The organism is Microcystis wesenbergii NRERC-220 (genome assembly GCF_032027425.1).
In the GTDB taxonomy this organism is placed as follows: Bacteria; Cyanobacteriota; Cyanobacteriia; order Cyanobacteriales; family Microcystaceae; genus Microcystis; species Microcystis wesenbergii_A.
Map to the genome: position 1 here is coordinate 2,675,385 of NZ_JAVSJA010000001.1, position 20,549 is coordinate 2,695,933.

Sequence of the window (20,549 nt, forward strand, 5' to 3'; positions counted from 1 at the left end):
TTTAAATTTTATAACTTTAAGCAAATGCGTAATAGCGGACTCCTATCAAAAACCAAAGTCAAACTGAAACCGAAAAAACCGCTCACCTCGCCGACGCGGCCATCGCCGAATAAATTACAGAATAAAATCAAAGACAAGGAGCGTCTAGTCGGTCGTCAGCGTCAGTCATGGCTAATTATGGGCTTAATTAGCCTTGTCCTGCTAGGAGGAGTCGGCTCACGATTGGCCTATTTACAACTGCAGCAAGGACAAATTAACCGAGAAAGGGCAGAAAATAACCGGATTCGCATTCTTCCCAAACCCCCAGTCCGGGGCAACTTATTTGATCGCAATGGCAAAGTTTTGGCTACGGCCCGTTTAACCCATGCGGCCTATATTTGGCCCAAATCCCAGCGTAATCCTGCCCAAAAACTCAATCTTGACCGTTTAGCCAGTATTTTAGCAATTCCCAGAAGCGACCTAGAAAAACGCATTAACGAAGCGGACGAAAACCCCTCCACCCTGATCCGCATCGCTAGGGGTTTAACTCCAGGCCAAATTATCGCCCTAGAGGAATACAAAGACGAATTAACCGGCATTGAAGTGGACGTGGAATCAGTGCGCTACTATCCCAATGGTAAAATTGGGGCGCATATTCTCGGTTATACTGGGGAACTAACCCCGGAGGAATATCAAGCCAAAAGACGACAGGGCTACCGATTGGGAGATGTCGTCGGTAAAATGGGTGTAGAAGCCGCCTACGAGTCAAAATTGCGGGGAGAATGGGGGGGAATGCAGTTAGAGGTCAACGGATCGGGACAAGTAATCCAAATTCTCGGCCAAAAAATTGCTAAACCGGGGCAAGATGTCACCCTGACACTAGATTTAAAACTCCAAAAAGCCGCCGAGGCCGCTTTAGGAAAACGCAAGGGTGCGATCGTGGCGATCGATCCCCGGGATGGTTCCGTGCGGGCCATGGTCAGTTATCCTAGTTTCGATCCCAATGTTTTCTCGGCCCCAATTACCACCGCCACTTGGAAAAAACTACAAGCGGAGGGCAACCCGTTTGTTAACCGCGCTCTCCAAGGATTCCCCCCCGCTTCCACCTTTAAAGTCGTCACTGCCACTGCTGGCATGGAATCGGGTAAATTTCCCCCTAATACGGTCTTAAATACCTTTGCCGCCCTTTATGTGGGGGGGACAGCTTTTGGGGAATGGAATCGCGCTGGTTTTGGTCCGATGGGTTTTGTCCGGGCCATGGCCATGAGTAGTAACACTTTTCACGGTCAAATAGGTCGCGGAGTGGGGGGACCGGCTTTAATTGCCATGGCTCGGCGCTACGGTTTCGGTCAGAAAACCGGGATAGAATTAGCGGAAGAAACCCCGGGGTTAATTGCCGATCGCGATTGGAAGCTGCGTAATTTTAAAAACTGGGATTGGTCCGTAGGGGATACGATTAATATGTCGATCGGTCAAGGATTTACCCTCGCAACTCCCCTACAGGTAGCTGTGATGTTTGCTGTCCCCGCTAACGGTGGTTTTTTGGTGAAACCGCACCTTTTACAGGATGCCCGGGATGTTAAGGAATGGCGAAAATCTTTGAACATGAAACCTAGCACCCTAGACACCCTGAGAAAGTCCCTGAGAGCCGTGGTAGCGGAAGGAACGGGGCGGGCCCTATCAGACCCCGCTTTACCGCCCGTAGCGGGCAAAAGCGGCACGGCAGAAGCACCCCCGGGGCAGTCCCACGCTTGGTTTGGAGCTTTTGCACCCTTCGACAAGCCCGAAATTGTCGTGGTCGCCTTTGCGGAACATTCCGGCGGTGGTGGTGGTAAAGTGGCCGCACCTATGGTACGTCAGGTAATGGAGGCTTATTTTAATGTCAAGCCGAAAGAAGAAAAACCTCGGCCGAAGCCTTAGAGACCTGTGGCGGTAAGTGGCACACAGCGCACGGTAATTCCCGTCGCCGTGGCGATTTTTTCCGCCCAAATTGCCAATATTTCAGCGTTTACGGGTTTGAGAATTTGCATTCCGTCGGCAGCGGTGAGGGGATTATTACCGCGGGTTTCCAATTGTCTTTGTCTGGCCCGGGGACGGGTCGGGGTGTTAAGTTGAATTTCATCCGCTTGTAGCTGTTGCATCAAATCGATATACTGGTCTTGCTCTTGGGGCGACCAAGAGGCCAGCACCATGGTTTGAATTGCTAGTTTTCCCGACCATTCTTGGCGAAATTGTCTTAATCCCCACCAAAGACCCTGCCAATCCAGGCCGGGGACTGGACGGTTAACCCGTCGCCATTGGGCCTCGGAAACAGCATCGATTTTAGCGGCGACGATATCAGCTTTGCTCAAGTCTTGACGCACTCGGGCATCTCCCAGGAGAGTACTATTGGTTAAGACCGCCACCGGCCGCCTGGTCATTTCCTTGACGGTGGCCAGTATTTCCCCTAAATTGAGGGCGAGGGTGGGTTCCCCGCTACCACTGAGAGTGACTATATCCACCTCCCAAGGAGCAAAAGCCCTTAAATCCCTGCTAATTTGTTCGCTAGTGATAAAAATTTTTCGTTGCTCGGTTTTTTGCTCAATTTCTCCTAACTGACAGTAGGCACAGTTAAAGGAACAGGTGGAAACTAAACCAATCGGATCAATGCCCAGGGAACTGCCGAAACGCCAAGAGGCAACCGGACCATATACGGAGCAGAAATAATCCTGGCGAGCAGTCATCGAACACACCGAAAGAAGACGGAGAGGGAGGGATTCGAACCCTCGGTACGGTCTTACGATTCGTACAACAGATTAGCAATCTGCCGCATTCGACCACTCTGCCACCTCTCCAAGATGACATTATTTTAGTCTAACATAAAAGGCCGATTTTTGGCAAGTAATTTTTGGGCAGTTAATCGCCTAAACGACCATCCTCCATATTGACAATGCGATCGGCGATGTCGAGAATCCGGTTATCGTGGGTGACAAGTAAAATCGTGCAACCTTGTTCTTTTGCCAATTTCTGCATGATTTCCACCACATCGCGCCCGGATTGTTTATCTAAGGCCGCGGTCGGTTCATCGGCGAGGACTAATTTGGGATGACTGACGAGGGCGCGAGCGATCGCAACCCGTTGTTTTTGTCCCCCCGATAGATCATGGGGATAATAATCAACGCGGTTGCCTAAACCGACTGACTCTAGAATTGCCGCCGCTTTTTGATCGAGATCTTGTTCTAAAAACTCCTCGTGCAGTTCCAAAGACATCCTTACGTTTTGTTTCGCTGTGAGGAATTTTAGTAAATTATGTGCTTGAAAAATATAGCCAATTTGTCGGCGAATTTTCAGCATTTTGCCCTTACTAATTCCTAACATTTCTTGGCCGAGAATTTTTAAACTGCCCGCTTGTGCCGATCGCAAACCTCCCATTAAACTCAATAAAGTAGTTTTCCCGGACCCCGAAGGACCGGTCATAATTACTACTTCCCCCGCTTTAATTTCCAGATCGATATCGTATAAAACCTGTTTTCTTAATTCCCCCGTGCCAAAATAGTAATTTAAGCCTTTAATAGCAATTACGGGTTCATTAGGGCTAAAATCGACTAATTCTCGCTCTTTTTGAAAAATCCGCATTATTTCACCCTTGATAGCTTAAAAAATATCGGCTGGATCTGCTGTCCTTAATTTGCCCATGGCGACAATTCCAGAGGCAATACACATAATAATTGTCAGGATTAAAACTTCGATCGCCCTAGGGGTAGTCATCACTATCGGTAACAGTGTAGCGGAGGAAGCGAGATGATAAACACCGAGAGAGACGATAAACCCCGGTATATACCCCAAAACCGCTAGTAATAAGGCCTCTTGCATCAAAACCCCGACTAAATACCAATCACCGTAACCCATAGCTTTTAGGGTAGCGTATTCGGGTAAGTGATCGGTGACATCGGAATAGAGAATCTGATAGACAATGACGATACCGACGATAAAACCGACTACTGTACCTAAACCAAAGATAAAACCAATCGCTGTACCATTTGCCCAATAGGTTTTTTCCCTTTCAGCAAATTCTTTTAAAGTAAGGACAATTACTTCATTTTTAGGGAAAAGTGCCTGTAAATTGACCTTAACTGCCTCGATATTTGCCCCCGGTTGCAGTTTCACCAGTCCTATATCGATTTCGTGGGGTTGACGTTCGGGAAAGAGCCTTAAAAAGGTAGAATCACTGCTAATGACGTTACCATCGGCAGCAAAGGAGGCACCAAGGGTAAAAATTCCCGCTACCTGTACCTCTTTTTTATTTAACTGAACTGTCAAATCGGGGTTTTTCTGGAGTAAATCGGCAATTGGACCGAATTCTGGTCTTCCTGCTTGATCGTATAAGACGCGATTTAACATCTTTAGATCACTGGATTTTTGATTGACTTCTGGGAGGGTAAAAACCCGTTGACTGGGATCAAAACCAAAGACTAAAGTAGTTCTTTCTAGGGCAGTTTCGGGATTGCGCCACTGGGCCGAAGCAATATAAACTGGGGCTATAGATTGAATGCCCTCGACTCTTTTAGCTTGGTACAAGCGATCGCGTGAGAAACTTTTCACCGCAAAGAGGGTATCGAATTGGGGATTAATCAGGACTAAATCCGCATCGAGAACATAATGGGGTTTAACGGAAGCGTCAAATAAGGCATCCCGAAACCCCAACTGTGTGAAGATTAAGAAGTCAGCAAAAGCAATCCCGGCAATAGCCACGATCAAACGGGTTTTCTCTCGCGTCACCTGTAACCAAGATAGGGGCGTTTTTTTGAATAGATGGGTTAGTTTCATGGAAAACCTACTCATTGATAGTTACAGTTACTTGGGAATTGGTTAAACCTGCCACTTTTTCACTGTTTTTGCGATCTAAGGCAATGCGGACAGAGATAACTTTGCGATCGAAGTTTTCCCCTGGTTGATTGCTGAAGATATTTTGTTGGTCAACTTTTAAAGCAATTAAGCGCACTTTTCCGCTAACTTCGCCCTTAAACGCCGATCCGGTAATCGTGGCAGTTTGTCCAGAGCGAATTTTCCCGATATCGCTTTGATAGATTTCGGCAATTACCTCCATGCGCTCGGTTTCAGCGAGGTCAACAATTCCTTGATCGCTGATTTGTTCCCCGATACGGGTATTGACTTTAATCACTTTGCCGGTAATTGGCGATCGAATATAAGCCTGATTTAACTCGGTTTGAGCCTTTTTAACGGCAACTAGGGCAGCATTTACCTCCGCTTGGGCTGCCCGCACATCGACTCCCCGCACTTCTGAGACTTGATTTAAAGTGGATCTGGCCTCTTTGATCTGCTGTTGACCGGTGGATTCAATCCGGGCTAGGGTAGTCTTGGCTTCTTGTATCTGTTGTTTACCAGTGCGTTCAATTCTCTCTAGGGTAACTTTTGCTTCTGTTAGTTGTTGATTACTGGTTTCTAAATTCAGTCTTTTACTATCAAAACTAGAGGCGGAAATTGCCCCTTCTTGATAGAGTTTTTCGTAGCGATCAAATTCAGCTTTGGCATTGCGATATTCTGCTTCTAATTTGCCAATTGTCGCTTTTTGGGCGGCTATATCCCCTTCTAATTGCGCTGTTAATCTTTGGATGGTTGTCCTTTGGGTTGCTTGATCCCCTACCCATTGTGCCTCGATTTTTCGCACGTTAGCGGCATTAGCATCGATTTCACCGACTTTTGCCCCAGCTTTCACCTGTTCTAGTTTGGCTGCGGCTACTTTCACCTGTTCTTGTGCCTGTTGCAGGTTATCCTCTAATCTTTCCTGACTTTCGAGAATGGCGATTATTTGTCCCGTTTTGACGCTATCTCCTTCATCGACTAATAATTGTATGACTCGATCGGAATTAAGCAACATCGGGGCAGATATGCTGATAATTTCTGTCCTCGGTTCAATTCTGCCTAAAGCGGTGATTTTTTGCGGTGCGGGCGAGGCAACTACAGGGGTTTTGGTTTCGGGTTTGGGGGCGACTTGGGAAAGACTATAAAAGGTGGTTATTCCTAATAATCCCGTGCCTAATACTATTAACCCGATTATTAACTTTTGATTTGGTTTCACAAAAGTTTTACCTTTCATAATTTTTTAGTTAATAAGTGATTGTTGGGGGTTAACATTTTTTCTGCAAATAAGTAGTAAGAATTTTACCTAATAATTCCATTTGTTCATCGATCGCAATCTGTTCATTGCACCACAGGCGCTCTAATATCAGTCCATTAATAACGCTGACAACTAACCAAGCTACACTCGGATCGCTAATACCTAAAATCTCGATTACTGCCTGATGATAGCGGCGATCAATGCGCTCAAAAAATTGACTACGACGCAGTTCTTCTCGTCCTTGGTATTGAGAATAATCGATCGATAAGAATAATTGTTTGATACAGGAATCCTCGCGATTAGTCATAAATTTGCCGAGAATTTTTAGCTTTTCTATCAGGGTTTTTCCTCGATCGATCTCGGCTTTAGCTAATAAAACATCCTGCCGGCACATCTCCTCGACTAATTGCTCGAAAAGTGCCGCTTTACTGGGAAAGTAGTGGTATAGCGTTCCCGTGGACACTCCTAATCCTTGCGCTAATTCTCTCGTCGTCATGTTAGCATAGCCTTTCTCGGCAAAGAGTTCGGCACTTTTTAAGAGGAGTTCTTTTCGGTATTGTTCTACATCTACTATCTTAGGCATAAATTTAATATCGAACGTTCGTTATATTTTAGCTTAACATTACTATAGATGGGGAAATCAGTCGTCCCTTTGCCTGTATGCTAGAAGGAGGGGATAATTCGTTATTGAGCGAGCTTTTTCGCAAGGATTGACAGTATGGGTAATATTCACGAGCAGTTATTAGAGGAATTAGCCGAAGTGGAATGGAGTGACTTGATCCCCCATGCTCAAAGGGATGCGCTGATCCTGGTTTCCGATTCCCTCAATTTAATCGAAGTGGCAGAAGCGATCGCCAGTGATCAGGTTGCTCAAGTGCAGAATTGGATCGGGGAAAAACTACTAGAAAAACCGACACAAGAGCAATTAAGCGATTGGAATTCCCATCCCGATAACCTTTTTAATACACTAATCGTGCAACCTTTTGTGTTAATTCAGACCATAGTTTAGATAACACTGATCACTGAAAAACCCCCAATCCGTCTAAATGTTAAGTTAAGTATCGAAGAGCGGCCGTTTCATCACCCAGTAGTAATATAATCACTGAGTTATCAACTTTGATCCTTAAGTATGACTGCATTCACCACAACCCCCACCCTTGCCAATTTGCCCGCCAGTGACAGCCGTAGCCGCGTCAGTGAATTTATGAAATCCCTACAGGATGAAATTTGTCAGGGATTAGAAGAAGTGGATGGACAAGCAAAATTTATCGAAGATAGTTGGCAACGGCCTGAAGGTGGCGGCGGACGTTCGCGAGTTTTGCGGGAAGGGGCAATTTTTGAACAGGCAGGGGTGAATTTTTCGGAAGTTTGGGGGAAAGAATTACCTCCTAGCATTGCCAAACAACGGCCCGAGGCTGCCGGTCATCAATTTTACGCCACGGGAACCTCGATGGTTTTGCATCCTCACAATCCTTATATTCCCACGGTTCACCTCAATTATCGCTATTTTGAAGCCGGTCCAGTTTGGTGGTTTGGCGGCGGCGCTGATTTAACTCCCTACTATGGCTTTGAAGAAGATGCTAGTCATTTTCACCGCACTTTTAAACAGGTTTGCGACCAACATCATCCCGAATATTATCCCGTTTTTAAACGCTGGTGTGATGAATATTTTTATCTCAATCATCGTCAGGAAGCCAGAGGCATCGGCGGGATTTTCTTTGATTACCAAGACGGTTTAGACCCTCTCTATCGGGGTCCCTTTGCCGAAAGTGATGCCGCTATCTATTCAGAAAAATTATCTCCCCAACAACCGCGCAACTGGGAAGAAATTTTTAGTTTCATTAATGACTGTGGCCGGGCTTTTCTACCCGCTTATGTTCCCATTGTCCAGAAACGGCGCTCGACGGAATACGGTGACAGAGAACGTCAGTTTCAACTCTATCGTCGCGGTCGTTATGTAGAATTTAATTTAGTTTATGATCGTGGCACAATTTTTGGGTTGCAAACTAATGGTCGTACCGAGTCAATTTTGATGTCTTTACCTCCTTTAGTCCGTTGGGAATACTGTTATCAACCTGCAGCCAATACCCCAGAAGCAAAACTCTATGATGTCTTCCTAAAACCCCAAGATTGGGTTAATTGGCAAGGTTAAATCAGTTATCAGTTATCAGTTATCAGTTATCAGTTATCAGTTATCAGTTATCAGTTATCAGTTATCAGATTTGAGTTTTAAGTGAGCATTATGTATTAAGTGAGCAGTATTAAATAGCAGTTTCCTACTGTCTTTTTACTGTTTACTGATCAGTGATCAGTGATCACTGAAAATACTTCCCACACCCTTGTCAAGTAAATAAATCTAAAAATTTTGGCTAATTTTTGGACACCTCTCCATACTCGTCTGGAAACCACGGTGAAAAAGGGACAATTACTACCTAAAAATGCGTCTCTGTTAGTGGCATTGTCGGCAGGCCAGGATTCCCTTTGTTTAGGTCAATTATTGCTGGATTTGCGCTCTCGTTGGGGTTGGCAACTAGCGATCGCTCATTGTGATCACCGTTGGTCCCAGGACCGAGGATTAGTGGATCATGTGCGTAAAATCGCCGAAATTTGGCAATTACCCGTTTATATTGCCACCGCACCCCCCATGGCGGAAACGGAAGCCAAGGCCCGACAATGGCGTTATCAAGCTTTACAAACAATCGCCCAAGAACAGGGTTTTAATTATCTTCTCACGGCACACACGAGGAGCGATCGAGCGGAAACTTTTCTTTATAATCTCATGCGCGGAGCGGGTAGTGATGGACTTTCTGCCCTAACTTGGTTGACAAGTTTAACCCCAGATATTTTTTTAGTCCGTCCCCTCTTAAATGTCACTCGCGGGGAAACTTTCGCTTTTTGTCAAAGTCGAGAATTACCGATCTGGTACGATCGAGCTAATGAGAATTTACGCTATGCTCGCAATCGCATCCGTCGGGAATTATTACCCTACCTGCAAACTAATTTAAATCCCCAAATTGAAAAACATCTCGCCCAAACTGCCGAAATTTTGGAAGCAGAAAGCGATTATTTAGATAGTATTGCCCGGGATATTTTTCGTCAGGTTATCGATCTAGATCAACAAAGACTCGATCGCTCCCCTTTACAAATTTTACCTCTAGCGATACAAAGACGGGTGATTCGTTTATTTTTGGCTCAATATTTACCCTCATCACCTAATTTTGCCGAAGTTGAGTCAGTGGTTAATCTCATTACTGGTGTTAATCGCGATGCCACTTCCTCCTTAAGCGGCAAAATTCGAGTAGAAGTACAACAAAATTGGCTACATATCAGTTATCAGTGATCAGTTATCAGTTATCAGTGATCAGTTATCAGTTATCAGTGATCAGTTATCAGATTACAGTTTTAAGTGGACAGTGTTAGGTGAAAACTTTGCTACTTTCTTTTCACTGCTTACTGTTTACTGTTCACTGAAAAAACCTATCTCCCCATTCTAGTTATCTGTAGCTAACTTTTACAGCAATTAGTTTAAAGATAAACTAAAATAGTAATACAATTAAACTAAAAATAAAATTGGCGGAGCATAATGAGCGAAACTAAAGTAATTAATCGAGAAAGTTTACTGGTCAATCTCCGGCAACAACTGCGAGCCGGACAACAGGAATTAGCCGATTGGCAAGGAGGAAAAATGGCCATTTCTGCGGTGCCGGGGGCGGGAAAATCCCACAGTTTGGCCGTAGCTGCCGCTATGGTTATTGCTCGTGAGCAACTTCATGCTAAAAAACAGTTAATTATTGTCACCTACACGCGCTCGGCTGCCGCTAGTATTAAAGCTAAAATTAAACAACGCTTGCAAGATTTACAACTTTCGGCCCAAGGTTTCAGCGTCCAAACTCTGCACGGACTGGCCCTACAATTGGCCCGTCGTTATCCGGAATTATCGGGATTAGACCTCGAATCTTCTACCTTAGTTATTCCGACTCCTAGCCACAGAATTATTAGAAACTCGGTGGAAAAATGGCTAATTGCCGATCCAATTCGTTATCAAAAGTTATTAGAAGGAGTGGAATTTGATGGGGAAGAAACCGAAAGATTACGCCGTCAATCGGTGCTGAGAACCGAAATTTTACCTAGTCTTGCCTATGCGGCCATTCATGAGCTAAAAAGTTCGGGATTATCACCGCAGCAAGTCTGGGAATTAAGCCACTATACCGACGATAATTATCAAATTCTCGCTATTGCTAGTGGTTTGTACCAACAGTATGAAATCCTGATGCGTCAGAAAAACTATATAGATTATGATGACATGATTTTAGGAGCCTTGCGAGTATTAGAGGAAGAAAAAATTCGCCGACAATGGCAAAAATCTGTCTTTGGAGTCTTTGAAGATGAGGCACAGGATTCTAGTCCTCTTCAAGAAAAACTAATTACTATTTTAGCAAAAAATAATGACGGGGAAATACCTAATTTAATTCGCGTCGGTGATCCCAATCAAGCGATTAATTCTACCTTTACCCCCGCCGATCCTGTTTACTTTAATTGGTTTTGTGAAAGTTGTCAAAACGAAGGCAATTTATCCACTATGAACCAAGCAGGTCGCAGCAATACTAAAATTATTGAAGCTGCTAATTTAGTTTTACAATGGGTCGATCGAGATTGGAAACAGGGAAAAGATAATCATAAAGTTACCGAGGCTCCTTTTCGAGTTCAAGCGATTCTTCCCGTCAGTGCTGAAGATCCCCAACCTAATCCAGTTAAGGAGGGAAAAGGATTAGAAATTTATCAACCTGATGATATTTATCAAACAGTAGAATTAATTGAAAAACGTCTAGTTAAATTACTTCAAGAAAACCCTCAACATAATGCCGCTATCCTCGTTAGAGAAAATCGACAAGGACACTTTTTTGCTCAAAAATTTGCCCATTTTTATAAAAGTTATCAGATCAGAATTTTTGAAGCTAACGAGATCGATCGCTTTTCCCAAATTCCCGCCGAAATGCTGAAACTATTAGCTTTTGTCGAACGTCCCCACTCTCCCGATTATCTGAAAGCGGCCTTAGAAGTGTTACAATTGAGGGGTTTAATTACTGCCCAAGATTTAAATCCTTTAGTTACCTATCCCGAACAATTTCTTTATCCTACTCCCCTCGATCCTGAACTGAAATCTAACGAAAAAATCGCCCGTCGTTATTGCTGCAGTTTACTAAAAGCTAGATTAGAATTACCCCATTATCAACTCCTATCTTTTTTCGCTATGACTCTCCAATATTCGGGGTCAGAATTAGCAACTTTGCAAAAATTAACCGCCCGTATTTATCAGGAAACTGCTGGTAATAGTTCTCTCAAAAATACCATTAATACTCTTAATGAAATTATCGCCTCTGAGCGATTTGAAGGGGTGGAAGAAGATAACGACGATTGTTATACTCGTCCCGGACAACTGACGATTATTACTATGCACAAAGCCAAGGGTTTAGACTGGGATTATGTTTTTATTCCCTTTCTTCATGAAGATATTATCCCGGGCAAACCTTGGGTTCCCAATGGGGCAAAGTTTTTGGGAGATTTTAGCCTTGCAGAAGTGGCCCGGGCGCAAATTCGAGCAGCAGTTCATCAACGCTATTTAAACCCCGACAGCATACCAATTATTCCCCCACCTTTAAGCGCTTGGTTAGAAGCTGGACAACTTAAAAAAGCTGAAGAATACCGACTTTTGTATGTAGCGATGACGCGAGCAAAAAGACTTTTATGGATGTCGAGTGAAAAAAAAGCTCCCTTCCGTTGGAACACTTTTCGCGGAGATGAAAGTAGTCAATTACAGGATAAAAATCCCTGTCCTGTCTTTCCTGTTTTAATCAATGCTTTCCCCGATTCTTTCTGTGTTTAACTGTTGCTGCAGCGTCCGCGGATAAAGAATTAGGAAGACAAACCACCAGAGGAGTATGGGAACAGATAAGAGTAGGGTTAACCAGAGACGCTGAGTTAAAAACCAACACCCAGCAATCAGGGTAATTCCTGTCAACAAAATCGACCAAGGTTGACACCAACGGGGTTTGTGGTCCCAAACGTTATCGGATTTCGAGTTAGACATTGGTTAAGGGGCGGTAATTTACTAACTTGATTTTATCGTACCTGACTATTCAGATAACTGCTACAATTTTGGGTAATTCTATCAATAGAGTTTCTTATCTCTAGACAAACTAAGCTAAATTTTCCTATGATTGATGTCTTTTATCCGATTCCCAAGCTGTTAGATACTATTCTGACGGAGATTTATGCCGAAAATCGCCGTAAACATGAAGAAAGAATGGCCGAATTGCAAATAATCTCTAATTCGTCCCTTCGCGATGCCTACGTCCAACAGCTATTATTAGATCGATTTCTTGCTCCCGTGGAAAATGCTCAACATAGCATTCAAAATGCCGCTAAACACGCTCAGTACATGGCAGAAGTAGTTAATTATTATCATCATGACCATGGCTGTAGTCAAGAGCAAGCTCAAGAAATATCCCGTCAATTTCGGGCTTTAGCGGTTAAAATTTCTCAAATTGACTCTCTTTACGATTTAAAAATCATTTATCAAGTGGTTACTGTTTTCACCCAGCAATTATCAAGATTTAAACACCGAGAAAGAAATTATTCTTGGGAAAGGCAAATCAGAAAGGGTATTTTAGATCCCTTAAATACCTGCATTGCTGTGGAGAAAAATTTTCAAAGACGGGTAGCTTTGATGACGGGTGAACACCCATCAGCTACGGTAATGGGATTATTAGAGTCAGATTAAGGCGAGGTTTTAGACCCGATTTTTTCGATAAGCTAAGACGTATTTAAACCGCTTATTCTTAGATTAGCCGAATCTCCCTTACTCCCCCCTGCTAGTAGGGTTGATTCAAGGTAGGGTTGATTCAAGGTAGGGTTGATTCAAGGTAGGTTTGATTCAAGGTAGGGTTGATTCATGAATCAACCCTACTAGGGTTGGAGGGGTTGCATGAATGCCTCTTGCCTCGTCTCAACAAGCAATTTAAATTAGGAAGAGCTTAGTTGCTGACTCTAGGGACATTCTTGGGGGAGTTTTAATACAAACTCCCCGCAATCATAGCCGCTAATAAAATAAAACCGACCCAAACATTTTGACCAAACATTTGACCATAAACTGGTTTGGGTAAATCCGATTGACGTAACAACCAGTATTGACGCAACCAAGCAATCGCCGCTAGACCCAACCCTAGCCAAAAAGAGGCTGATAACTGCATTTTTTGCCCCTCCCAAGCCAATAAACCCACTGTCAGGGCAAAAAAGACCCCCACGGCTTCCGGAGCGTATTTGCCGAAAAATATGGCACTGGAGTTAATACCAACCTTGAGATCATCCTCTCGATCGGACAGAGCATAAATTGTATCAAATGCTAATGTCCAAAAAATCACCGCTCCCCATAATATAAATGTATTACTATTTAACGACCCGGTGACGGCACTCCAACAGATTAAAACCGCAAAACCCCAAGCGAGAGAAAGAACCAATTGGGGTACAGGAAAAAAACGCTTGGCGAGAGGATAGCAGATAATCAAGGGAACGGCGGCTAAACATAGGCAAAAACTCAGTAAATTCAGATATAAAGCTAAAATTGCGGCGCAAAAGAAAGCAATCAGAGCGATAATCAGACCAACCTTGATCGATAAAGCTCTGGCCGCTAAAGGACGGTTACGAGTGCGATCAACCTGTGGATCAATATCCCGATCCCAAAGATCGTTAACCACACAGCCGGCGGCGCTAGTGGCCAAAGTTCCCAAAATGATCACCCCGATCAAGGGTAGCGGTGGCACCCCGTCTGCCGCCAAAAATACCCCCCATAAAGCGGGAATCATCAAAATTAACCTACCTGCGGGTTTATCCCAGCGCAAGAGGCGAATAATCGTCATCCAAGTGGGTTCTAGATCGGGTTGGGATATAGTCATAATTTCTCGTAAAAAGTAGAAACTAGGAGTTAAGGGGGTGTGGGGTGTGGGGTGTGGGGTGTAGGGTGTGGGGTGTGGGGTGTAGGGTGTGGGGTTTTGGGGAGAAAATTAATTAATTTTGGCCAGTAGCTGCCTTTTGCCTCCTGCCTTTTGCCTTTTGCCTCTTGCCTTTCCTAACCAAGAAGTTAATTTTGCACGACTACTTACTTAACGTGATTACCAGCCCCAACTATTAGGAACGCCTTTAAACGGACCAACCACATCGGAGGTTATCCATCCCCCGTAAAAGTTGCCGGGCTGCGGTTGTACTAATTCACCGTCGGCATAACAAGCGCTCATTTTGGCGGGATAAAAAGCCAGATAATTCTTAATTGCCTGAAACTCTGGTGTCGGGTCCGGATAATACCAAGCGGCGTTAATTGCCTGTTGATCCCCAACGGTGATATTGTAATATCCGGCTAGACCTTTCCACTCACAAAAAGACTTTTCTGCTGTGGCTTGCAGGTATTCCATTTTAATATCTTGGGGCGGTAGATAATAAACTGGGGGATGACTGGTTTCTAGAACTCGATAACTGCTTTTAGTATCGGCAATTATCACCCCATTAAAGATAATTTTTAGGTGTTTAGGCGATAATTCTAGGCGCGGGGGACGAGGATAATCCCAGACGGATTCCTGTCCTGCTTTTGCTGGTATCGGTTGGGGACGAAACATAATTTTTCTTATCGTATTCTCCGAGTCAGTTCACCGTTTACTGATTACTGATCACTGAAAAGAGTTTTCTCAGGGTTTCCACTCGTTCTCGATTGACATTTAAATCCGATTCTCCTAACCGGGAGGCCGAGCGAACATCGATCGCATTTTTGCTAGGATTAAGAGAAAATTCCACATCATCGACAAATCCCATCCATTGACTGCTAAATTCGGCGTAGAGATAGTTACTATCTTGGTTAATAATTTTAGTTCTCGGTTGGGAGGCGATAATTTTAGCTAATTGCTCGATCGCTTTTTCACCGCTACCCTGATAACTAAGGGGTTCGATCGCATGAGCCTGATCCTGACTCTGACTACTAACACAATTAGGAGTGGTCGGACAAGAGGCCAGTTTACCCTCCCTGACTCCCAAATAATCGGGACGAGTACCGGCGAATAAACTGACGCTATCGGGAGCAATTAACCTAATTCCTAGCCAGATGAGCAGTATTCCTAGGAAAATAAACGGGGTTAGCCGGAAAGATTTTTTCACCGTGTCGGAAGTTTCAGTCATGCTAGTCTCACAGAATCACTTCAATTAACTTAACATTGATAGGTGTGACAAGATCAGGAGATAGAATAAGATGTTTCTCGATGAATTACAACCCGTTGTTAAAGAACTGATTCAACAACCGATCGCTTTTTTCGGTGGTTTTGCCTCTGGATTACTGCGCTTGAAACTTTCGGACGATCCCCTCAAAAAATGGTTAGAAGAGCAGGGATTAGTCAGTTTTAACGACAATAATCAGGATAACGGCAACAGTCCCCAGTCGATCTCGATCGATTAGGGATCAGGGGTTAGCTGTTGGGGGTGAGGGTATTCTCCCATCCCCAAAACCCCCCGCTTACCACCCCATCAGCTTAACTTGTTGCTGAAAGTAGATAAATTTCCTCGGCTACTCTTTTTAAGCGTCTTAATTGCGCTTCCATATCCTTTTTAGTCCATTTGGCGGCGAATTGCTGGAATCCCCACCCCACAACCGGATTAGGAATCGCAAACTCAAAACGATTGATTAGACAAGTGCCGTCATCATTGGGTTGACATTCCCAGCGATCGCATCCGCAAAAAAAACCTTCCAATTGCCAGACAATTAACCCCGGTTCTCTCTCAATCACCGTACTTTTTAGCGTTGGCTGAATTAGGGGGATTTGAATCAAAAAACGACTTCTCCCACCGATATCGGTCTTCCAATCGCCGATAGGTTCAAAAACGAACACCGGATTCAACCAACGACGCATTAACTCTAAATCCGTGATACAACGCTCTACCGTCGTCGCACTAGCTTTAATCTGAATTGATTGTTCAAATACTTGACAAGATGACATTGATCTGCTTATAAATTGCTGGCTGAGAATTATCGGTAGTCGGACAAAAGTACAGTTAACTGTGCAGACAAGGCAACAGTAAGGGTTTCGGCCTTGATTACATTTCTTAACATAGTCTTGTTTATAGCCTTTCTCATCAAGATAAAGTGTAACCTAATTTGCTATGGACGACCGGCGATCGACTCCCCAAAACGAAAACTTCCTACCTCACCATTAAGATAACTGCTCTCAAGCTCACTTTTTCACTAGCTTGAGCAACTCTCGAAAACATTGGTGTAATCTCTCGATATTAACTGATAATAATATTGGTATCGATAACAAAGCGTCTAGTCATCTTCATTTAAGAGAGATTCTAAAATTTCAGTGGTTAATCCTCTCTCTTGTGCTTTTTGTCCAACAGTATCCATCGTTTTATATAATTTTTCCAGAGATTCTTTTCTAGATAAATTTGAATATTTAACATAAAAAGCGATTTTTTCTTCTATTTTTTGACGCTCTTCTTCCGTTGCATTCCAATAAGTTTCAGCAACATCTAAAAGGACTTTGATTTTAATTTCTGTTTGATAGTTTGTCATAATTATATTTTCTTGGTTTAGTAGTAAAGAAATTTAGTCGAAATTAATAGCCTCCCTTCAGCCAGCGTTACAGTTTAGAAGTTTCGGTTACTCTAGCGCATTGTTAAACCGATTGTCAAGTTTAGTTACTCTCAATTTAAGATATGTAATTTACTTTGGTTGCGAAAAACCAGTGCCGACAGTATAAGCGCCGGGAAAAGATTTTTTGTCAAGATTGGTTATAGCTTGAGTCAGGTTTGGGTAATTGGTGCTAGGATTATCAGAAGATTTTCTTTCGGCACTGGTAGAAAACAATTAGGAGGGGTTATGATCCCAGTTAATGAGGCTCAACAAAAGTTGCAGGATTTGATTGATTCGGTGACTGTGTCCCACGAACCCATTATTATTGAGGGATGCGATGGTAATGCAGTTTTGCTATCTGAAGGGCATTGGAAATCGGTACAAGAAACGTTATATCTCCTCTCAATTCCGGGGATGCGAGAATCAATTCGGGAGGGACTGGCAACGCCGGTTGAAGAATGTGCTGAGGAGCTAGAATGGTGAGATGGAAATTGGTTTACACCAAACAGGCGCAGAAAGACGCTATAGCGTTTTTCAGTCTGCTGAGGTACAAAAGTTATGGGTTTTAGGCAAAAGGCAAGAGGCAAAAGTCAAAAGGGAAGAAAAATATGTGTACCTCACTAGCTTATAGCGGTGTGCAGTCGTATTAGGTACAGTGTCACAAGCTATAAACCATGCTAGGCAAAGCTTGGTCTGTATCTCACTCAAGCGCTTACCGCTATAAGAAGCTTAATTCTAGTCATTTAAAAAATAAAGCGCAGATGTTGCTTGACATTCTTCAGGTCAATCCATTCCAAAATCCCCCGCCTTACGAAAAGTTAGTGGGAGATTTGAATGGTGTGTACTCTCGGCGAATAAGCATTCAGCATCGTCTTGTGTACGAAGTTATTCAATCTGAGGGTATAGTTAAAATCCTGCGGATGTGGACACATTATGAGTAGCGTTAAGACATCGTTACATCATGGACTTCCGTTAGGGTAAGCACCGGAAAAAAAAGTTATCTTTTGTCAAGAAAAGCTTTTCCTAAATTTGCTATCCGTCGCTAAAATCATTCATCGTCATCCGCTAACAAATAAGATTTCAATTCTTCAAAGGTTCTCTGTTTAGCGGTTTCTGTTTCTACTGCCTTAAACACTTCCTGAGCGTTAGCGGCAATCTCGACCCGTCGAGCTTCAATCCGGCGCTTGCGGATGTAAATTCTCAAAAAGTGCTGGTATAGAAGCCATAGCCAAGCTACTAGGCTGTGGGAGCAGCCTAAGTAACAGCCAAAGCTTTAGCCCTAATTATACTAAATCCGGTTATTAAAGACTGATTATTTAGGGTTGGCTGAAAAAGTTTTTCAGCCAACCCTAACTATAGGCTCAAGCTCATTTTTTCACTAGCTTGAGCAACTCTCGAAAACGTTGGCGTAAACTCTCGATATTAGCCGATTTACCGCCATAACGCCAATCAACGTAGGCGCGAGCAATCTCCTCGATAATATTCGCCACTGGCGGCGGTTGGACGCTGCGGGCGGCGGCGGCGTATTCTAAAGGGGTTTGAGCGGGATGTTTGCTATAACCGGCCTCTGTTAAGATTCCTAACATTTGCTGGTATAAACGCTCGATCGGTGGTAGTTTGGACAACCTGCGACCCCGACGCCAACCATGGAACTGTCCCCATCCTAACCAACCAGCGTAAGCGAAGACGACCCCCACTAAACCACCGAGAATTCCCCCCAAAAGACTGCCGGAAATAAAACGCCATAACCAGGCCAATAACTTACCGATAGTAACGATAACATTGTCCCAAATCAGACCGAGAAAACCCGTTACTGGGGAAGGCAACCATCCGGCTACCCATTGCCAAAATTGCTTGAGGACGCTAAAAGGTTCCACTTCCTCAAAGGATGGGGGAATTAATTCGTGGCCCGGGATAGGATCGAAAGTGTACCAACCGTAACCAGGGAAAAACACCTCTGTGATGGCGTAAGCGTCCGTATTTTGGACAACATAAAAGCCAGTAAAAGGATTAAACTGGCCAGGGGCAAAACCGGTGGCTAATCGGGCAGGAATACCGATCGAGCGTAACATAATCGTTAACACGCTGGAAAAATGATCGGCGTAACCCCCCTGAAAACGAAACAAAAAGGCCGAGACTAAATCCTCATTTTCGGCTAAAAAGGGCAAATCGGTTTTTAATTCGTAGTTTTGCTTTAATGCTTGGGCCAAATATAGGGCCTTCTCGTAGGGAGAGGTTAACGGTGTGGGAGATTTTGCCAGCAATTCCTCGGTTTTTCGGCGGACTTTCGGGGCAATTTCGGCAGGAATTTGTAAATAATACTTGAGAATAGCTTTAGGGTAGGTTTCTGGGGCCGAGCGCAATTGGCTGCGATTGCGTTCCGGCACTTGTGAGATTACAGTATAAGTTAGCCCTTCCGCTAACCCCCCCGGCGACCTTAAGCTGTTTTCTCGGTCCAAAGATACCTGTCGAGTGGGAAAAAAGAGAAACTGGGGCGAAGTAAGAGCGGGGATAATATTCGGTAAACTGGAGACAATGCTGTAACTTTGGACTACCTGATGGGTTTTGGCCTGGGTTGCGGGTAGTGGCACAAAAAAGCGATAGGACCAACGATTGCGATTTAAATCCTCTAATTCTTGATCCCGCGAGATTTGCCACCCTTGGCCAGTATAGCGATCAAAGGCCATGGCCCGCCAGAATCCGGGGGCTTGAGAACGTACCCGCATGACTATCTGAGGAGTCATACTTCCCCGCAGATTTTGGTTCATTTGGCTGTTAAAACCGTAATAAAAGGTAGGATCTAGCTGTCCTGACCCTGTAGTGGGACTATTACCGCTATTTACGCCACCATTCCCCGTTTCACCCTCGCGCACATAGCCAGGGTTAACGATTTGTCGGTCTCCCTGTTCAAAATCCTGATTTTCCATACCTGCTGGACTATTGACGGGAAAAGATTGAATTTGATAACCCGGAAAACGCGGCATCAGGGCAAAAATTGTCAATCCCAAGAGGAGAATTGTCAGAAAGAAAATCCCGAAACGTTTGGGAGAAAGGGGAGAATTTTGCGGGGAAACTAATTTTTTTGTGGCTAGACGGGGGGATTTCCTTGAGAAGAAAGGGAGACTCTGATTGAGATTATCTAAACCTAAACGAGAACGATAGTCTAAAACTAGGGTAGGTAGGGATAAAAGCAGAAAGAGGATTAACCAAGGCGCAAAAGCGAGGGTTTGGGAGATTGTCCCGGCGACTCCCAAGAGAATTAAACCGATTACCATAGAATACCCCAAATCTTTGCGTCGGGGCAGGTCAAAACTATGGAGAATTTGCAGTTGAATTAATAATTGTGTTAGGGCAATGCGACTATCCTGCATCGCAACGATATTACCCAAGAATAGCGCCAACACTACCAACATTCCGATCGCTATACAAAATTTTGCCCCGATATTGCGCTTTTTCCTGCGTCGCCAACTCCAGATTCCGCCGATAATACTGAGAGGAACGGCCCAAATACCGGTATAACTATCAGTAGCCACATCGGTGGCGATAATACCGACGATTACTAAAGCTTGCACCAGAATTCTTAAAATAATCGATTCCTCGGTTTCTGGCAAGGGAGAAGATTCTATCTTTTGCCAGAGGGTTTTTAAGGAAGGTCTTGGACGAGCGGCACTGCTAACCATAGGCTAAATTGGGAGAAGGATCAAAAAGTTAATTTTATGTTTCCCAGTTCTAATCTCGATCGCTCCATGGGGTAAAGTGGATTTTAGATGTCAGGATACAGGAGAC

23 protein-coding genes and 1 tRNA gene are annotated in these 20,549 nt (G+C 44.0%); 10 read left to right on the forward strand and 14 right to left on the reverse strand.

All coding sequences use genetic code 11. The annotated features are described in order from the left end of the window. Positions 1-24: 24 nt before the first annotated feature. Positions 25-1,899 carry a penicillin-binding protein 2 gene (gene mrdA / locus RAM70_RS13245; protein ID WP_312674121.1) on the forward strand — a complete coding sequence of 625 codons (1,875 nt, stop codon included), beginning with the start codon at positions 25-27 and terminating at the stop codon, positions 1,897-1,899. On the opposite strand, the gene RAM70_RS13250 is transcribed toward mrdA, so the two are convergent. The 6 genes from RAM70_RS13250 to RAM70_RS13275 all read right to left on the reverse strand — a co-directional run bounded on the left by RAM70_RS13250 (position 1,896) and on the right by RAM70_RS13275 (position 6,680). Further along, entirely contained in the window at positions 1,896-2,702 is an 807-nt protein-coding gene (locus RAM70_RS13250; RefSeq protein WP_312674122.1) for a radical SAM protein, read from the reverse strand. The genes mrdA and RAM70_RS13250 overlap by 4 nt on opposite strands. A 19-nt stretch (positions 2,703-2,721) precedes the next feature. Further along, positions 2,722-2,813: transfer RNA gene (locus tag RAM70_RS13255), tRNA-Ser, on the reverse strand. 61 nt (positions 2,814-2,874) lie between these two features. Then, a complete protein-coding gene (locus tag RAM70_RS13260) occupies positions 2,875-3,594 on the reverse strand; it encodes a DevA family ABC transporter ATP-binding protein (protein ID WP_045356272.1) in 720 nt (239 codons plus the stop codon). An 18-nt stretch (positions 3,595-3,612) separates the two neighbouring features. Next, positions 3,613-4,785 carry an ABC transporter permease DevC gene (devC, locus tag RAM70_RS13265; RefSeq protein WP_312675914.1) on the reverse strand — a complete coding sequence of 391 codons (1,173 nt, stop codon included), beginning with the start codon at positions 4,783-4,785 and terminating at the stop codon, positions 3,613-3,615. Positions 4,786-4,792: 7 nt separating this feature from the next. Further along, on the reverse strand, positions 4,793-6,076 hold the full coding sequence (locus RAM70_RS13270) for an ABC exporter membrane fusion protein (protein ID WP_312674123.1): 1,284 nt from the start codon (positions 6,074-6,076) through the stop codon (positions 4,793-4,795). Between the two features lie 31 nt (positions 6,077-6,107). Beyond that, complete coding sequence (locus RAM70_RS13275; protein WP_312674124.1) at positions 6,108-6,680, reverse strand: TetR/AcrR family transcriptional regulator; 573 nt, start codon at positions 6,678-6,680, stop codon at positions 6,108-6,110. A gap of 135 nt (positions 6,681-6,815) precedes the next feature. Between RAM70_RS13275 and RAM70_RS13280 the strand changes: the two genes are divergently transcribed. The 4 genes from RAM70_RS13280 (at position 6,816) to RAM70_RS13295 (ending at position 11,981) form a co-directional block, all read left to right on the forward strand. Next, positions 6,816-7,106, forward strand: coding sequence for a DUF2288 domain-containing protein (locus tag RAM70_RS13280; RefSeq protein WP_045356278.1), 291 nt, complete (start codon positions 6,816-6,818; stop codon positions 7,104-7,106). A gap of 120 nt (positions 7,107-7,226) precedes the next feature. After that, complete coding sequence (hemF, locus tag RAM70_RS13285; RefSeq protein WP_045356280.1) at positions 7,227-8,249, forward strand: oxygen-dependent coproporphyrinogen oxidase; 1,023 nt, start codon at positions 7,227-7,229, stop codon at positions 8,247-8,249. A 213-nt stretch (positions 8,250-8,462) separates the two neighbouring features. Next, on the forward strand, positions 8,463-9,437 hold the full coding sequence (gene tilS, locus RAM70_RS13290) for a tRNA lysidine(34) synthetase TilS (protein ID WP_190380659.1): 975 nt from the start codon (positions 8,463-8,465) through the stop codon (positions 9,435-9,437). Between the two features lie 243 nt (positions 9,438-9,680). Then, complete coding sequence (locus RAM70_RS13295) at positions 9,681-11,981, forward strand: ATP-dependent helicase (RefSeq protein WP_312674125.1); 2,301 nt, start codon at positions 9,681-9,683, stop codon at positions 11,979-11,981. On the opposite strand, the gene RAM70_RS13300 is transcribed toward RAM70_RS13295, so the two are convergent. Continuing rightward, positions 11,946-12,185 (reverse strand): DUF6737 family protein, encoded by a 240-nt coding sequence (locus RAM70_RS13300; protein ID WP_312674127.1) that lies wholly within the window; start codon positions 12,183-12,185, stop codon positions 11,946-11,948. The genes RAM70_RS13295 and RAM70_RS13300 overlap by 36 nt on opposite strands. Positions 12,186-12,311: 126 nt before the next feature. On the opposite strand from RAM70_RS13300, the gene RAM70_RS13305 reads away from it, so the two are divergent. Further along, the gene (locus RAM70_RS13305; RefSeq protein ID WP_045356286.1) at positions 12,312-12,878 is read left to right on the forward strand and encodes a hypothetical protein; all 567 of its coding nucleotides are present in this window, start codon (positions 12,312-12,314) and stop codon (positions 12,876-12,878) included. Between the two features lie 289 nt (positions 12,879-13,167). On the opposite strand, the gene RAM70_RS13310 is transcribed toward RAM70_RS13305, so the two are convergent. The 3 genes from RAM70_RS13310 to RAM70_RS13320 form a co-directional block, all read right to left on the reverse strand. Next, a complete protein-coding gene (locus RAM70_RS13310; RefSeq protein WP_045356288.1) occupies positions 13,168-14,049 on the reverse strand; it encodes a 4-hydroxybenzoate solanesyltransferase in 882 nt (293 codons plus the stop codon). Between the two features lie 216 nt (positions 14,050-14,265). After that, the gene (locus tag RAM70_RS13315; protein WP_045356290.1) at positions 14,266-14,763 is read right to left on the reverse strand and encodes a DUF427 domain-containing protein; all 498 of its coding nucleotides are present in this window, start codon (positions 14,761-14,763) and stop codon (positions 14,266-14,268) included. 37 nt (positions 14,764-14,800) lie between these two features. Beyond that, positions 14,801-15,316 (reverse strand): DUF1499 domain-containing protein, encoded by a 516-nt coding sequence (locus RAM70_RS13320; RefSeq protein ID WP_045356292.1) that lies wholly within the window; start codon positions 15,314-15,316, stop codon positions 14,801-14,803. Positions 15,317-15,386: 70 nt separating this feature from the next. Here RAM70_RS13320 and RAM70_RS13325 point away from each other — a divergent pair, with 70 nt between their 5' ends. Next, complete coding sequence (locus RAM70_RS13325) at positions 15,387-15,590, forward strand: ssl0294 family protein (protein WP_002778572.1); 204 nt, start codon at positions 15,387-15,389, stop codon at positions 15,588-15,590. A gap of 73 nt (positions 15,591-15,663) precedes the next feature. On the opposite strand, the gene RAM70_RS13330 is transcribed toward RAM70_RS13325, so the two are convergent. Both RAM70_RS13330 and RAM70_RS13335 read right to left on the reverse strand, forming a co-directional pair. Beyond that, positions 15,664-16,128 carry an SRPBCC family protein gene (locus RAM70_RS13330; RefSeq protein ID WP_045356293.1) on the reverse strand — a complete coding sequence of 155 codons (465 nt, stop codon included), beginning with the start codon at positions 16,126-16,128 and terminating at the stop codon, positions 15,664-15,666. Positions 16,129-16,454: 326 nt separating this feature from the next. Further along, the gene (locus tag RAM70_RS13335) at positions 16,455-16,703 is read right to left on the reverse strand and encodes a hypothetical protein (RefSeq protein WP_045356295.1); all 249 of its coding nucleotides are present in this window, start codon (positions 16,701-16,703) and stop codon (positions 16,455-16,457) included. 225 nt (positions 16,704-16,928) lie between these two features. On the opposite strand from RAM70_RS13335, the gene RAM70_RS13340 reads away from it, so the two are divergent. The 3 genes from RAM70_RS13340 to RAM70_RS13350 are packed head-to-tail and all read left to right on the forward strand — an operon-like array spanning position 16,929 to position 17,704. Beyond that, complete coding sequence (locus tag RAM70_RS13340; protein ID WP_312674133.1) at positions 16,929-17,246, forward strand: type II toxin-antitoxin system Phd/YefM family antitoxin; 318 nt, start codon at positions 16,929-16,931, stop codon at positions 17,244-17,246. Between the two features lies 1 nt (position 17,247). After that, positions 17,248-17,394, forward strand: a complete 147-nt coding sequence (locus tag RAM70_RS13345) for a hypothetical protein (RefSeq protein ID WP_190381750.1) — start codon at positions 17,248-17,250, stop codon at positions 17,392-17,394. 43 nt (positions 17,395-17,437) lie between these two features. After that, a complete protein-coding gene (locus RAM70_RS13350) occupies positions 17,438-17,704 on the forward strand; it encodes a Txe/YoeB family addiction module toxin (RefSeq protein WP_072024749.1) in 267 nt (88 codons plus the stop codon). Between the two features lie 107 nt (positions 17,705-17,811). Here the strand turns inward: RAM70_RS13350 and RAM70_RS13355 are convergent, their stop codons facing one another. Together RAM70_RS13355 and RAM70_RS13360 are read right to left on the reverse strand one after the other, a co-directional pair. Beyond that, on the reverse strand, positions 17,812-17,967 hold the full coding sequence (locus RAM70_RS13355) for a hypothetical protein (RefSeq protein ID WP_190381345.1): 156 nt from the start codon (positions 17,965-17,967) through the stop codon (positions 17,812-17,814). Between the two features lie 163 nt (positions 17,968-18,130). Next, a complete protein-coding gene (locus RAM70_RS13360) occupies positions 18,131-20,443 on the reverse strand; it encodes a transglutaminase TgpA family protein (RefSeq protein ID WP_312674136.1) in 2,313 nt (770 codons plus the stop codon). Between the last annotated feature and the right edge of the window lie 106 nt (positions 20,444-20,549).

Coding starts and splice junctions, on each gene's coding strand:
- mrdA (WP_312674121.1), top strand. CDS start 25: ATGCGTAATAGCGGACTCCTATCAAAAACCAAAGTCAAACTGAAACCG.
- RAM70_RS13250 (WP_312674122.1), bottom strand. CDS start 2,702: ATGACTGCTCGCCAGGATTATTTCTGCTCCGTATATGGTCCGGTTGCC.
- RAM70_RS13260 (WP_045356272.1), bottom strand. CDS start 3,594: ATGCGGATTTTTCAAAAAGAGCGAGAATTAGTCGATTTTAGCCCTAAT.
- devC (WP_312675914.1), bottom strand. CDS start 4,785: ATGAAACTAACCCATCTATTCAAAAAAACGCCCCTATCTTGGTTACAG.
- RAM70_RS13270 (WP_312674123.1), bottom strand. CDS start 6,076: ATGAAAGGTAAAACTTTTGTGAAACCAAATCAAAAGTTAATAATCGGG.
- RAM70_RS13275 (WP_312674124.1), bottom strand. CDS start 6,680: ATGCCTAAGATAGTAGATGTAGAACAATACCGAAAAGAACTCCTCTTA.
- RAM70_RS13280 (WP_045356278.1), top strand. CDS start 6,816: ATGGGTAATATTCACGAGCAGTTATTAGAGGAATTAGCCGAAGTGGAA.
- hemF (WP_045356280.1), top strand. CDS start 7,227: ATGACTGCATTCACCACAACCCCCACCCTTGCCAATTTGCCCGCCAGT.
- RAM70_RS13295 (WP_312674125.1), top strand. CDS start 9,681: ATGAGCGAAACTAAAGTAATTAATCGAGAAAGTTTACTGGTCAATCTC.
- RAM70_RS13300 (WP_312674127.1), bottom strand. CDS start 12,185: ATGTCTAACTCGAAATCCGATAACGTTTGGGACCACAAACCCCGTTGG.
- RAM70_RS13305 (WP_045356286.1), top strand. CDS start 12,312: ATGATTGATGTCTTTTATCCGATTCCCAAGCTGTTAGATACTATTCTG.
- RAM70_RS13310 (WP_045356288.1), bottom strand. CDS start 14,049: ATGACTATATCCCAACCCGATCTAGAACCCACTTGGATGACGATTATT.
- RAM70_RS13315 (WP_045356290.1), bottom strand. CDS start 14,763: ATGTTTCGTCCCCAACCGATACCAGCAAAAGCAGGACAGGAATCCGTC.
- RAM70_RS13320 (WP_045356292.1), bottom strand. CDS start 15,316: ATGACTGAAACTTCCGACACGGTGAAAAAATCTTTCCGGCTAACCCCG.
- RAM70_RS13325 (WP_002778572.1), top strand. CDS start 15,387: ATGTTTCTCGATGAATTACAACCCGTTGTTAAAGAACTGATTCAACAA.
- RAM70_RS13330 (WP_045356293.1), bottom strand. CDS start 16,128: ATGTCATCTTGTCAAGTATTTGAACAATCAATTCAGATTAAAGCTAGT.
- RAM70_RS13335 (WP_045356295.1), bottom strand. CDS start 16,703: ATGACAAACTATCAAACAGAAATTAAAATCAAAGTCCTTTTAGATGTT.
- RAM70_RS13345 (WP_190381750.1), top strand. CDS start 17,248: ATGGAAATTGGTTTACACCAAACAGGCGCAGAAAGACGCTATAGCGTT.
- RAM70_RS13350 (WP_072024749.1), top strand. CDS start 17,438: ATGCTAGGCAAAGCTTGGTCTGTATCTCACTCAAGCGCTTACCGCTAT.
- RAM70_RS13360 (WP_312674136.1), bottom strand. CDS start 20,443: ATGGTTAGCAGTGCCGCTCGTCCAAGACCTTCCTTAAAAACCCTCTGG.